The following is a 13,035-nucleotide window of genomic DNA, read 5'->3' as shown; positions in this document are numbered from 1 at the left end:
TCCGGTGCGGCGGGGGTACGGGCGCGATAAGAGGGGGAAAGCTTGATGACCGGGATCGTGGTCACCGGGACGGGGGCGCTGTCGTCCTTCGGTGGCGGTACGGCGGCGTTCTGGGACGCCATGCGCGAGCGCCGCAGAACGGCGCCCACTCCGGCCGAGGAGCTCGGGCCGGAGCTGACACCGCTGACCTTATGCCAGATGGTGCCGGACGGGGTCGTGCCGGATCAGCCGCGACGGGCGCTGGGCCTGCCGCTGGGCCGGGCCACCCGGGCCGCCCGGCAGGCCGCGGCGGAGGCCGCCGCCCAGGCCGGGCTGGTGCCGGGCGCGCCGGCCGGACGGACCGCGGTGTTCTTCGCCAGCGGGGTCTCCGACGCCCAGCAGGTGGAGGAGTGGCGGGCCGGCACCGCCACCCCGACCGAGGGCTGGGTGCCCGGCTACGCCACCGCCGCGGTGCTCGCCGAGGAGTACGGGGCGCAGGCGGCGGCCGGCAGCCTCTCCAACGCCTGCGCGGGCGGCGCCTACGCGCTGGCCATGGGCGCGGACCTGATCCGGGCCGGGGACGCGGACGTGGTGATCGCCGGCGGGGTGGAGATGTACTCCCGGGTCACCATGGGCAGCTTCCAGCGGCTGGGCGCCGTGGACCCGGACGGCTGCCGCCCCTTCCACCGGCTGCGGCGCGGTACCGGGCAGGCCGAGGGCGCCGCGGCGATGGTCCTGGAGTCGGAGGAGTCCGCCCGGGCCCGGGGCGCCCGCCCGCTGGCCCGCCTGGTGGGCTCCGGCTGGACCTGCGACGCCCACCACCCCACCGCCCCGGACCCCAGCGGCGTGCAGATCGCCCGCGCCATGCGGCTGGCCCTGGAGGCCGCCGGACGCACCGCCGACCAGGTCTCGGCCGTGCTGCCGCACGCCACCGGCACCCAGCTCAGCGATGTCACCGAGTGCGCCGCGCTGCGCCAGGTGTTCGGCCCGGACGCCGCCAAGGTGCCGCTGTACAGCCTCAAGGCGCTGCTCGGGCACACCGGCGGTGCCTCCGGAGCGCTGTCCGCGGTGGCCGCGGTGCTGGCGCTGGAACACGGGCAGCTGCCGCCGAACCTGCCGGTGGACGACCTGGACCCGGAGTGCGAGGTGTGGCTGCCGACCGAGCCGACCACCCCGCGGGGGCGGCTGGTGATGATCAACGCCTTCGCCTTCGGCGGGCACAACATCTCGCTGCTCTTCGAGGGCGTCGAGCAGGCGGAAGGGCGGGACTGACCATGGCGACCACGACGGGGCACACCGACGCCACCGAGCTCGTCGTCTCCGGGATCGGCGAGGTGCTGCCGCCCGCGGACGCGGAGCGGGAGTGGTTCGACTACCGCACCGAGCTGGGCCCGTCCGGCTACAAGTACGTGCCGCGCTCCTCCCGCTATCTGCTGGGCGCCGGCAAGCGGGCGCTGGCGGACGCGGCCCTGGCCGAGGTGCCGGAGCAGCGCGGGCTGGACTGCGGGGTGGCGCTGGGGTCCAACAACTGCGCCTCCGACCTGCACGGCGTCATCGACCGGGCGGTGCTGGAGAAGGGGCTGGGCGGGCTGCGGCCCACCACCGCCCCGTACTTCTCGGTCAACCTCTTCCTCAGCAAGCTGGCCATCGAGCACGGGCTCAAGGGCTTCAGCCTGGCGCTGCACACCCCCCGGGTGGCCGGTCTGGAGTCGATCGAGACGGGGCTGCGCGCGGTCGCCCTGGGCCGGGCGTCCTGGCTGGTGCTCGGGGTCACCGAGGAGCCGCTGGACCCGGTGGAGCCGGAGGCGGCGAGCTCCGAGGACGGCGCGGTGGTGCTGGTCCTGGAGCCGGCCGAGCGGGTCCGGGAGCGGGGCGCGACGGAGTACGGCCGGGTGGCGGCCCGCGGTTTCTTCCTGTCGCCCACCGCGGCGGCGGATCCGGCGCGGGCGGCCGGGCACACCGAGCGGCTGCTGGCCGGGGCGCTGGCCGCGCTCGGGCTGCCGGACCAGGGCGCCGCCGGGCTGCCGGTACGGCTGGTGGCCGACGCCTCCCCGGTGGCCGACGCGCTGGCCGCCGCGCTCGGCGCGCAGGGCGGCCGGTTGGACCGGACGCACGCCGGACCGGGCTGCCTGGGACCGATGACCGAGGTGGCGCGGGCGCTGCGGGACGGCGAGGAGTGCCTGGTGGTCGCGGCGGGCGGCAGCGGCCAGGTGACGCTGGCCCGTATTCGGCCCACCGCGCGCTGAGTTTGCCATCGCTCATACGGCTGCGGGGCCCCTGGCATCCAGGGGCCCCGCAGCCGTGCTTTGCATCCCACCGGCCGGTGCCCGGCCGACCGGCATGGCGCATTGCGTAATCCCCGGTGAGCCCACCGGGGATTACGGAAGAGCCATTATCAGATGTCGAACTTGTCGCGGAACTCCTTCATCAGCCCCAGGAAGCCCAGGATGTGCTCGTCGGTGTGGGTGGCGTTGAGGATGAGCCGCATCGTGGCGTGGTTGCGGCGGGCGGCCGGGAAGAGATACACCGGAATGCGGTATCCGCGCTCCAGGAACGCGTCCCTGATGGCCATGCCCTTGGACTCCGGGCCGACATCGATCGAGGTCATGATGGAGGGCGTCGGATTGAGCTGGAAGCCCTCGTCGGTGAGCAGTTGGCGGAAATCGGCGACCTTCGCCAGGTAGTTGTCGACGATCTCCGGCTCGTGCTGGGTCAGCAGCTTCATGGTGTAGGCCGCGGTGGCCGCCGTCGGCGGCTGCACCTGGGCGCTGAAGACCGAGGCCATGCCCAGTGCCTCCATGGCCCAGATGGCGTCGTTCGGGCCGGCGATCATGCCGCCCTCCAGGCCCACCGACTTCTTCAGCGACACCATGATGAAGTCCGCGCGGAGCATGCCCGCGTACTCCTTGGCGAAGGGCCGGTGCTCGGCGCCGTACACCAGGAATCCGTTGGCGTCATCCACATAGGTGAGTGCGCCGTAGCGTTCGCACAGATCGACGATTTCGTGCATCGGGGCGACCGAGCCGTCCACCGAGTAGACGCTCTCGAACACCACCACGACCCGCTTGCGCTGGAGGCGCTTGAGGATCGATTCCAGGTGCGCGACGTCGTTGTGCTTGAAGGAGAAGAGCTGCCTGCCGTATTCGAGCTTCTCGGCGGCCTTCCACAGGCTCCAGTGGTTGTCCCGGTCGTAGACGAAGACCACGTCGGTGTGGTCGATCTGCATATCCTCCGACCAGGCCTGCCGGTTCGTCATGGCGTGGACGAAACCGATGTTGGCCAGCGTGCCGGTGGCGTAGCTGATCGCCCGCTCCTTGCCCAGGATGCGGCAGAGTTCGGCCTCCATGTCCAGGTGCGGACGGGTCACGCCCTGGCTGATCCGGGCGCCGCCGGTGGCCAGGCCGAAGGTGCGGGCCGCGTTCACGAAATGGTCCATGACATCCGGCCTGCTGTGCAGGTTGAGGAAGTTGACCGGCGCGAAGTTGACAAGGCTGCGGCCGTCCATCGTGACCTCGGGAACACCCGACATGCCCTCGGTGAACGGCACGTTGGTGACACCGAAGCGGCGCAGTCCCTCGGCGAACTGGCTGAACTGCCATTTCAGGGAGGAGCCATAGCGCAGCAGCTCGTCCGCCTGGTCGTCGCCGAGCTGCTCCAGCAGTCGCAGCAGTTTGGCGAGGCGGTCGTTGTCCCGCTCGTCGGCCGCCGCACTCTCCGCTATATGGGAAAGAGGGCTGGTGTCATTGCTGGTCAGCGGATCCGCGGCGCCCCCGTTGACCGCCTCGGACACGCCTTCCGCGCGCAGTGACATGGTCGGCGCTCCGGCTGCATCGATTGTCATGGTCCCCCAACCTTCTCGTGGCAATCGTTGCCGGTGACCGTATCGGCCCACTCTGGACGTACTTCGAAGTGTCGTCACAGATTGGCAAGTTGGTGCCTGAAGGCCGGCGGTCGCCATGACGCTGCGTAGAGAAAAGGGGACCCTTCGTCACAGATTAAAGTGACCGCTGGCAGTTCGTTGTCCCGGGCTTGGCCGGGGCGATCGCCGGACCCTAATGTCTGGCGCAATAGCGGAACGCACAGCCAATGGGGGGTCTGAGGTGCTGGAACCTCAAGGTCGCGGCCGAGGGAGAAGGGTCGTACTGACCGGACTCGGTGCCGTGTCCAGCATTGGGATCGGTGTCGAGGAATTCCGCGATGGACTGCGGTCCGGTCGCAGCGGAGTCCGGCCGATTTCACTCTATGACACCACCGGCTTTGAGTATGCAAATGGAGCCGAGGTCGTCGGGTTCCAGCCGGAACGCCATATTCGCACCCTGGACCCGCAACGCCTGGGCCGGGCCACCCAGTTCTCGGTGGCCGCCGCCCGGATGGCGGTCGCCGACGCCGGACTGACCGCGGAGGCGCTGGACGCCGGCCGCTGCCTGATCTCGGTCGGCACCACCGACGGCGAGTCGCACGACCTCGACCGGCTGGTGGAGACCGAGGTCGCCGAGGGCCCCGAGCACATGGACGCCATCACCGCCCGCAGGGTTCCCGTGGGGCACCTGTCGACCGCGGTGGCCCGTGAGTTCGAACTCACCCGGGCCGAGGCCGTCACCGTGCCCACCGCCTGCGCGGCCGGCAACTACGCCATCGGCTACGGCCTGGACGCCATCCGCATCGGCGAGGCCGACATCGCGCTGTGCGGCGGCGCGGACGCCGTCTGCCGCAAGACCTTCACCGGCTTCTACCGGCTGGGCACCATCGCACCCGAGAAGTGCCAGCCCTTCGACGCCGACCGGAAGGGCATCCTCACCGGCGAGGGCGCCGGCATCCTGGTCTTGGAGAGCCTGGAGTCGGCCCTGGCGCGCGGCGCCCGGATCTACGCCGAGGTGCTCGGCTACGGCCTCAACTGCGACGCCTACCACCAGGTCGCCCCGTTCGGCGAGAGCGTGGCCGACTGCATGCGGCTGGCCCTGGACGACGCCGGCGTCAAGCCCGAGGAGGTGGACTTCATCTCCGCGCACGGCACCGGCACCAAGGCCAACGACACCACCGAGGTCGGGGCCATCCGCTCGGTCTTCGGCGACGCCGTGCCGCGCACCATCTCGATGAAGTCGATGCTGGGGCACGCCATGGGCGCGGCCAGCGCGCTCGCCGCCATCGGCTGCGCCCTGGCCATCAAGGAAGGCTTCATCCCGCCGACCATCAACCACGTCCAGACCGACCCGGAGTGCGCGGTGGACTGCGTACCCAACGAGGCGGTCGAGGCGGACCTGCGCATCGTGCAGAACAACGGCCTGGCCTTCGGCGGCAACAACGCCGTGGTGATCTTCGGGAGCTACCAGTCGTGAACACCGTCATCTCCGCGTGGGCCGCGGTATCCCCGTTCGGCATCGGCCGCCAGGTCTTCCAGGACGGGCTGCTGGCCGGCCGGCCGGCAGCCGCCGGCGAGCCGGCCGGGCCGGACAAGGCCGCCTTCACCGTGCCGGACTTCGACCCCCGCGCCGTGCTGGGCAAGAAGGGCACCCGCTCCATGGACCGGGTCACCGCGCTGGCCGCCGCCACCGTCGGCGAACTGCTGGCCACCGCGCCCGGCCTGGACGCCCCGGCCGCCGACGACGCCCCGGACCCGCGCCGCTCGGTCGTCCTGGGCACCACCACCGGCAGCGCGCAGAGCATGATGGACTTCACCCGCAGCTCGCTCACCGAGGACAAGCCGTTCTTCGTGGACCCGGCGCGCTTCCCCAACACCGTGATGAACTGCGCGGCCGGCGCCTGCGCCATCCGCTACCAGCTCAAGGGCCCCAACGCCACCATCGGCGGCGGCCGCACCGCGGGCCTGCTGGCCCTCAACTACGCGCGCCGCCTCCAGCTGACCGGCCGCGCCGGCTCGGTGCTGTGCGGTGCCGCCGAGGAGTACAGCCACGCCCGTGCCTGGCTCGGCCACCACTCCCGGGACACCGGCGAGGAGGCGGCGGTGCTCGGCGAGGGCTGCGCCATGATGCTGATCGAGCCGGCCGGCGCGGGCGGCCCCGAGCGCCCCGGCCTCGCCGAGGTGCTGACCGTGCAGATGGGCGTGTACGCGGACGCCGAGGGCATCCGCCCGGCACTGGCCGACTGCGTGCGCCGCGCGCTGGCCACCGCCGAGGCCGCCCCCGGGGACCTGGCCCTGGTGGCCCCCGGGGAGGCCGCCGGCGTGCTGGGCGAACAGGAGCTGGCCGCGCTGGACGAGGTCCTGGCCGGCGCCGCCCCCGAACGCGTCTCCTGCACCGAACTGATCGGTGACACCTCGGCGGCCGCCGCCGCCTTCCAGATCGTCTCGGTCCTCGTGTCGGCCCAGCACCGCCCCGCCCTGGCGGGACGGCTGGCGCTGGTCACCGCGGTGGACCGGGACGGCGCACTGGGCTGCGCCCTGCTGCGTCTGCTCGACGGCGCGACGGCCTGACCCGCCGACCCGCCGGCGGCCTGGCCGCACCGGCCGGAACTCCGGCCCATCTCCACCCGACCACCACCAGATTGGGACATCACATGTCTGCCGCCACCATCGACCGGGAAGAGCTGCGGAGCGTCATGGCCGACGCCCTGGACATCCCGCAGGCCAAGATCACCGACACCGCCAACTTCGTCGAGGACCTGGGCGTGGACTCGCTGATGTCCCTGGAGGTCATGGTGCAGCTGGAGCAGAAGTACGGCGTCAAGCTGACCGAGGAGGAGTTCCGCACCATCACCACCTTCCAGGACGCCCACACCCTGCTGCAGAACCGGCTGAGCCAGGCGTGATCAGCGACGAGACCGCCCGGACGGTCTTCGGCGAGGTCGAGATCCTGTCCGCCGGGGACCAGGCGGACGGGCAGCCTCCGCAGGCCACCGCTCGGGTGGTCGTCGGGGCGGACGAGCCGGCCTTCGACGGGCACTACCGGGGCTTCGCGATCCTTCCCGGAGTCTGCCTGATCGAGCTGGCGCACCGCACCGCGATGGCCGCCCTGCCGCCCGCTCCGGCGGCCGGGCGGGCCCGGCTGGCCGCCGTGGAGGCGGCCCGCTTCCAGGACCCGGTCTTCCCGGGCGAGGCGGTCACGGTCGAGCTGAAGTGGGAGCGCACCGAGGACGGGTGGCGCTGCCGTACGGTCCTGAGCACCGAGCGCGGGCCCAGCGCCCGCGTCCGACTGGCCTACGAGTGGGGGGAGTCGGCATGACCTTCTCATCGGATCCGGCCGAGCTGATCCCGCACCGCGACACCATGCTGCTGGTGGACAAGGTGCTGGAGGTGGTGCCCGGGGAGCGCGCGGTGGTCGCCAAGACCGTGAGCATCGAGGAGCGCTGGTACCAGCGTCCGGGGGTGCGCGAGGCCGCCCCGGAGCACCACGCCTACCCGCACGCGGCGCTGCTGGAGTCGTTCAACCAGGCCTGCGCGGTCCTGGTGATGACGACCTGGCGCAGCTTCAGCACCGGGGTGCTGGAGGCGGGTGTGCCGATGCTCGGCACCTACAACAACGTCCGCTTCGGCCGCCCCGTGCTGCCCGGCGAGACGATGGTGCACCACATCCGTATCGAACAGGAACACAACGAGTCCATGGTCCTCACGGGGGAGAGCTTCGTCGGCGAGGACCGGGTCCTCACCGTCGGACACGGGCTCGTGGTGCGGCGCCCCGCCCAGGTGCTGGGCAGTGGCCGTGTACCGGAAGGACAGCACTGAACGGCTGACAGCGGCCGGAGCGCATCCGGCCCACTGACGGACACCCGGGACCGGCCATCGGTCCCGGGTGCTCAGAGGATGAGGACGGGGGAGAGCGCGTGTTCGGTTGGCTGGGGAGAGTCGTCGTCACCGCGCGCCGCGCGGTACTGATCGCGGCGGTGGTACTGGTCGCCGTGGGCGGCGTGTGGGGAACCGGGGTCACCGAGGATGGGGTGCTGAGCCAGGGCGGTCTGGAGGACCGCGCCAGCGAGTCCTACCGGGCCATGGACCGGATCAAGAACGAGGTGGGGCGGCAGGACGCCGACGTCCTGGTGCTCTACACCAATCCGCGCGGCACCGTGGACCAGGCCGCGTTCCGCACCGAGGTGGTCTCCGCGCTGGAGGCGGCGCGCCGCGACCCCCGGGTGGAGCACATCGACTCCTACTACGACCGGAACCTGGCCGGCCCCGCCCGGGGCGCCCTGGTCTCCGAGGACCGGCACGCCACCTACGCCGTGGTCCAGCTCAAGGGCGAGGACGACGACCAGCGGATGCGGTCCTACACCGCCCTGAAGGACGCGAAGGGCGGCAACCCGCTGGTGGTGGACAGCGCCGCGGCGCACACCGAACTCGGCGGCATCCGCCCGATGTTCGACGACCTCAACAGCGGCATCAGCGACGGCGCCGCCACCATCGAGTTCATCACCATCCCGGCGCTCTTCGTGCTGCTGCTGTTCGTCTTCCGCAGCGTGGTCGCCGCCACCGTGCCGATCGTGATCGCGATCCTGGCGCTGATCGGCGGCCTGGTGCTGCTGCGGGTGCTCAACGAGTTCACCAGCATCTCGGTGTTCGCCCTCAACGTGCTGATGTTCATGGCCCTGGGACTGGCCGTGGACTACGGACTGTTCATGGTCAGCCGGTTCCGCGAGGAGCTGGCCCAGGGCCACGAGGTGCCGCGTGCCATCGCCCGCACCATGCAGACCGCCGGCCGCACCGTGCTGGTCTCCGGCGTCACCGTCACCCTGGCCCTCACCGGCCTGCTGGTCTTCCCCCAGGCGTACGTCCGCTCGATGGCCTACGGCGGCCTGGTCGCCGTGGTGCTGGCGATGCTCGCCTCGCTCACCGTGCTCCCCGCCTTCCTCGCCGTACTGGGCCGCAAGGTGGACGCGCTGCGGGTGCCGCTGCCCGGCGACCGGCGGCGCGCCGCCCGGGCGGCCCAGGGCACCGCGGCCCAGGGCGGCTGGGGCACGGTGGCCGGCAAGGTGATGCGGCACCCCTTCGCCGTCACCGCGGCCACCGTGGTCGGACTGGTGCTGCTGGCCACCCCGCTGCTGGGCGTCCACTTCGGCACCAGCGACGAGCGGTCGCTGCCCAAGGACGCGGCCAGCCGGGTGGTCGCCGAGCGGCTCACCGACGAGTTCACCATCGACGCCCGCAAGTCGATCTACGTCCTGGTCTCCGGCGAACCCGGCACCGGCCAGGAGACCGTCACCCGGGCCCGGGAGTTCGCCGAGCGGATCAAGGGCGTGCCGGGCGTCGACCGCGACTCGGTCCTGCTGACCGCGGCCAAGGACCGCACGGTGGACGGGAAACCGACCACCTCCGTGGTGCTCACCGCCACCCACCACGGCGAGTGGACCTCCGAGGAGGCCCGCCGGGTGGTCGGCGACATCCGCGCCCTGGACCGCCCCGAGGGCACCGAGGTGCTGGTCGGCGGCCTGGCCGCGGACCTCAGGGACCAGCTGGGCTCGCTGCGCGACCATCTGCCGCTGATGGCCGGCATCATCATCGTGGTCACGGTGCTCTTCATGTTCCTGGCCTTCGGCTCGCTGCTGGTGCCGCTGATGTCCGTGGTGCTCAACATCGTCTCCATCGCCGCCGCCTTCGGCCCGATCATCTGGATCTTCCAGAGCGGCCATCTGTCCGGGGTGCTGGACTTCACCACCACCGGCTTCATCACCGCGATGGAACCGGTGATGATGCTCGCCTTCGCCTTCGGCCTGTCCATGGACTACTCGGTCTTCCTGCTCTCCCGCATCCGCGAGGAGTGGGACCGCACCCAGGACGCCCCGCACTCGGTGGTCGCCGGGGTGCAGCGCACCGGCGGGATCATCACCAGCGCCGCGGTGCTGCTGGCCGTCACCATCGGCTCCTTCGTGCTGGTGGGCGTGAAGGACCTGAAGTTCCTGGCGGTCGGCCTGTTCATCATCATCCTGCTGGACGCCACCATCGTCCGGATGCTGCTGGTGCCCGCGATCCTGCGGCTGATGGGGCGCGCCGCCTGGTGGGCGCCCGGTCCGATGGCCCGCTTCTACGCCGCCTACGGCGTCAAGGAGAGCTCCGAGCCGGCGGACGAGCCCGACCGCCACCCGACCCCCGTATCGACGAGGTGATCCGGATGCTGATCGAGGAGATCCTGCCCAGCACGCACCTGAGCGAGCGGCACCGCATGGCCGCGGCCGGCGAGCCGGAGCGGGTGATCGCCGCCGCCGCCGAGGTGACCTGGCGCGAGGTGCCGCTCACCCGCAAGCTGATGCGGATCGGCAAGGACAAGCTGGACACCCTCGTCTTCGACGAGATGGCCGCCCAGCTGGGCTTCCGCGAGCTGGTCCGCACCGAGGACGAGCTGGTGCTCGGGACCGTACTCAAGCTCCCGGCCATGTCGCCGGTCCCCTATGTCTCGGCCGAGGACTCGGTGCTGGACGCCTTCAAGGCCTTCGACAAGCCCGGACACCTCCGGCTCGTCTTCAATTTCTGCCACACCGGCGGCGCCCTGCACACCCTGACCCGCGGTCAGGCGACCAGCGGGGCGGGCGCCGCCCTGACCAGGATCAGCTGGATCTTCATCCGGCTGGGCAGCGGTATGACCCGCAAGGAATGGCTGCGGGCCGCCGTACAGCGCCACCAGCGCCCGGCCGCGGAACGCGGCCCGGGGAGCGGCGCGGTATGACCACGATCACCGACCCAAGCGAGACGGGTGAGATGGACCAGAGCAACAGCGTCCCCCAGACGTGGGACGCCATCGTCGTAGGCGCCGGACTCGGCGGCCTGACCTGCGCCGCCTACCTCGCGGCGGCCGGCCGGCGGGTCCTGCTGCTGGAGCAGCACGACATCGCCGGCGGCAACAGCCATGTCTTCCGGCGCCGCCGCAAGTACGAGTTCGACGTGGGTGTGCACTACGTCGGCGACTGCGGCCCGGACGGCATCGTGCCCGCCATCCTCGGCGGCCTCGGCGCCCGCGACCGCGTCGAGTTCCTGGAGCTGGACCCGGACTGCTTCGACAAGGTCGTGCTGCCCGAGGTGGCCGTGGACGTGCCGGCCAGCTGGCCGGAGTACCGGGCCCGGCTGAAGAAGGCGCTGCCCGAGGACTCCGCGGGCCTGGACGCCTTCTGCGACGTCATCGAGACGATGGGCGAGGAGCAGCGCAACACCCTGCTCGCCCCGGCCGACATCTCGGTCCCGGAGATCGTCGCCGGCACGCCCACCACCCAGGCCTGGGGCCGCCGCTCGCTCACCGAGCTGTTCGACCACTGCGAGCTGTCGCCGCGGGCCCGTACCGTACTGGCCGCCCAGTCGCCCAACTACGGCGTCGGCCCGGACCAGGCCACCGTCTCCATCCACGCCATCGTCACCGACCACTACATCCGCGGCGCCTACTTCCCGGCCGGCGGCGGCCAGATGCTCGCCGCGACCCTGGTCGAGGTGCTGGAGGCCAACGGCGGCATGCTGCGCACCCGCAGCCTGGTCCAGCGCATCAAGGTGGAGGACAAGCAGGTACGCGGCGTGGTGCTGGCGGACGGCACCGAGTACGACGCCCCGCTGGTCGTCTCCAACGCCGACTACCGGCGCACCGTGCTGGACCTGGTCGGCCCGGACCACCTGGGCAAGAGCATCATCCGCAACACCGAGCAGGCCGAGATGGGCCTGCCGTTCGTCACCCTCTACGTGGCCCTGGACCGCGAGCTGGAGGCGGACCGCAACGAGGCGAACGTCTGGTGGTACGACACCGACGACATCGACGCCTACTACCGCGACCTGGCCGCGGGGAAGCAGCCCGAGGACGTGAAGTTCCTCTTCATCTCCTTCGGCTCGCTCAAGGACCGCACCAACCGGCACACCTGCCCGCCCGGCCACAGCAACTTCCAGCTGATGACCCTGTGCCCGCCCAGCTACGCCCCCTGGGGTGTGGAGACCGGGCCGGCCGACGGCACCCGCTACCGCCGCCTGGACGCCTACAAGGCGGAGAAGGAGCGCTTCACCGAGGCGATGCTGACCGCCGCCGAGCGGGTCCTGGGCCCCTTCCGGGACAATCTGGTCCATTGCGAACTGGCCACGCCGCTGACCCAGGAGCGCTATACCCTCTCCACCGGCGGTACCCCCTTCGGTCTGGCCCGCTGGGGCCGCGCCGGCACCAAGCCGGGCACCGGCACCAGCATCTCCGGGCTGCACATGGTGGGCCAGTCCACCCGCTACGGCAGCGGCATCACCGGCGTCATGGTCGGTGGCCTGGCCGCCGCGGCGTCCATCCTGGAGCGCCCGCTGATGAACGAGGTGCACAACGGCGCGGTGGTCGGTGACCCGAGCCTGCTCCCGGAGCGCGGCGCGGACTGGGACCCGGTGGTGGTCTCCCGCGGCAAGGACCGGCGGTCGGCCCGCGGGCTGGCCCGTATGGACTGACCGGAGACACGCACCAGCCGACCGGGGCCCGGGCGGGCCGGGCCCCGGCGGCACTCGCGGAAAGGCGGCGACACCATGAGCACCGACCTGCGCACCGACCCGGGCACCGACCTGGGCCCCGAGCCTTGCGCCGTTTGCCAGCACTGGCACGAGCGCGCCCGATCCGGTGACCGGACGGGCAGTGACCCCGGCGCCACCGGCCAGGACCTCGGCGCCACCGGTCGGGACCTCGACGCCCTCGACCGGGACCTCGGCCCCACCACCCGGGACGCCGGCACCCCCGGTCGGGAGCGGGGCGCCGGCGTCCGGGAGTTCGGCACCGCGGGGCGGGACCTCGGGACCCCGGTGCGGGAGTTCGGCACCGCGGGGCGGGAGCTCGGCGCCCCTGGCCGGGACCTCGGGACCGTGGGCCGGGAGCTGGGCGCCATGAGTCGGGACCTGGACGCCGCACGGGACCTCGGCACCGTCGATCGGGACCGCGGCGAGACGGACCGGGACCTCGGCTCGCCCCACCCCCTGGACGTCATCGGCGCCGACCCCCTGGCCGAGGGCGAGTGGTTCGCCAATCTGCTGGCCGTCTACATCGATTCGCTCACCATGTCGAACGCCTCGGACGAGGGCAGGGAGGGCCGCGGCTGACCCGCCCGCGCCGGCCACCCGGCGCGACCGTCCCGCACCCGGGCCGTCCGCGGTCGTGCCCGACCCGCCCCGCACCCTGCCGC

General features: G+C 72.1%; 12 protein-coding genes. 11 read left to right on the top strand and 1 reads right to left on the bottom strand.

Going from position 1 to position 13,035, the window contains the following annotated elements:
• Positions 1–45 precede the first annotated feature (45 nt).
• On the top strand, positions 46–1,251 hold the full coding sequence (locus E4099_RS00425) for a beta-ketoacyl-[acyl-carrier-protein] synthase family protein (RefSeq protein ID WP_135336843.1): 1,206 nt from the start codon (positions 46–48) through the stop codon (positions 1,249–1,251).
• 2 nt (positions 1,252–1,253) lie between these two features.
• Entirely contained in the window at positions 1,254–2,225 is a 972-nt protein-coding gene (locus E4099_RS34765) for a beta-ketoacyl synthase N-terminal-like domain-containing protein (protein WP_135336842.1), read from the top strand.
• Between the two features lie 149 nt (positions 2,226–2,374).
• Here E4099_RS34765 and E4099_RS00415 read toward each other — a convergent pair whose 3' ends face one another.
• On the bottom strand, positions 2,375–3,820 hold the full coding sequence (locus E4099_RS00415) for an aminotransferase class I/II-fold pyridoxal phosphate-dependent enzyme (protein WP_167828243.1): 1,446 nt from the start codon (positions 3,818–3,820) through the stop codon (positions 2,375–2,377).
• Positions 3,821–4,034: 214 nt separating this feature from the next.
• Between E4099_RS00415 and E4099_RS00410 the strand changes: the two genes are divergently transcribed.
• The 9 genes from E4099_RS00410 to E4099_RS34760 all read left to right on the top strand — a co-directional run bounded on the left by E4099_RS00410 (position 4,035) and on the right by E4099_RS34760 (position 12,952).
• Positions 4,035–5,315 carry a beta-ketoacyl-[acyl-carrier-protein] synthase family protein gene (locus E4099_RS00410; RefSeq protein ID WP_135336840.1) on the top strand — a complete coding sequence of 427 codons (1,281 nt, stop codon included), beginning with the start codon at positions 4,035–4,037 and terminating at the stop codon, positions 5,313–5,315.
• Positions 5,312–6,409 (top strand): beta-ketoacyl synthase N-terminal-like domain-containing protein, encoded by a 1,098-nt coding sequence (locus E4099_RS00405; protein WP_135336839.1) that lies wholly within the window; start codon positions 5,312–5,314, stop codon positions 6,407–6,409. Before E4099_RS00410 ends, E4099_RS00405 begins: the two co-directional genes overlap by 4 nt.
• Positions 6,410–6,492: 83 nt before the next feature.
• Positions 6,493–6,744, top strand: coding sequence for an acyl carrier protein (locus tag E4099_RS00400; RefSeq protein ID WP_135336838.1), 252 nt, complete (start codon positions 6,493–6,495; stop codon positions 6,742–6,744).
• Positions 6,741–7,157 (top strand): ApeI family dehydratase, encoded by a 417-nt coding sequence (locus E4099_RS00395; RefSeq protein WP_135336837.1) that lies wholly within the window; start codon positions 6,741–6,743, stop codon positions 7,155–7,157. Before E4099_RS00400 ends, E4099_RS00395 begins: the two co-directional genes overlap by 4 nt.
• The gene (locus E4099_RS00390; RefSeq protein WP_135336836.1) at positions 7,154–7,657 is read left to right on the top strand and encodes a 3-hydroxyacyl-ACP dehydratase FabZ family protein; all 504 of its coding nucleotides are present in this window, start codon (positions 7,154–7,156) and stop codon (positions 7,655–7,657) included. Before E4099_RS00395 ends, E4099_RS00390 begins: the two co-directional genes overlap by 4 nt.
• A 98-nt stretch (positions 7,658–7,755) precedes the next feature.
• Positions 7,756–10,029, top strand: coding sequence for an MMPL family transporter (locus tag E4099_RS00385; RefSeq protein WP_135336835.1), 2,274 nt, complete (start codon positions 7,756–7,758; stop codon positions 10,027–10,029).
• 5 nt (positions 10,030–10,034) lie between these two features.
• Positions 10,035–10,586, top strand: a complete 552-nt coding sequence (locus tag E4099_RS00380; RefSeq protein WP_135336834.1) for a hypothetical protein — start codon at positions 10,035–10,037, stop codon at positions 10,584–10,586.
• On the top strand, positions 10,583–12,313 hold the full coding sequence (locus tag E4099_RS00375; RefSeq protein ID WP_280923462.1) for a phytoene desaturase family protein: 1,731 nt from the start codon (positions 10,583–10,585) through the stop codon (positions 12,311–12,313). The genes E4099_RS00380 and E4099_RS00375 overlap by 4 nt, the downstream gene beginning before the upstream one ends.
• A 75-nt stretch (positions 12,314–12,388) precedes the next feature.
• Positions 12,389–12,952 carry a hypothetical protein gene (locus tag E4099_RS34760; RefSeq protein WP_135336833.1) on the top strand — a complete coding sequence of 188 codons (564 nt, stop codon included), beginning with the start codon at positions 12,389–12,391 and terminating at the stop codon, positions 12,950–12,952.
• The last annotated feature ends 83 nt before the right edge of the window (positions 12,953–13,035 follow it).

It is taken from the genome of Streptomyces palmae (assembly GCF_004684805.1).
Classification (GTDB): domain Bacteria; phylum Actinomycetota; class Actinomycetes; order Streptomycetales; family Streptomycetaceae; genus Streptomyces; species Streptomyces palmae.
Note: the sequence above shows the minus strand (reverse complement) of the source record. Positions and strands in the feature narration are given on the sequence as shown.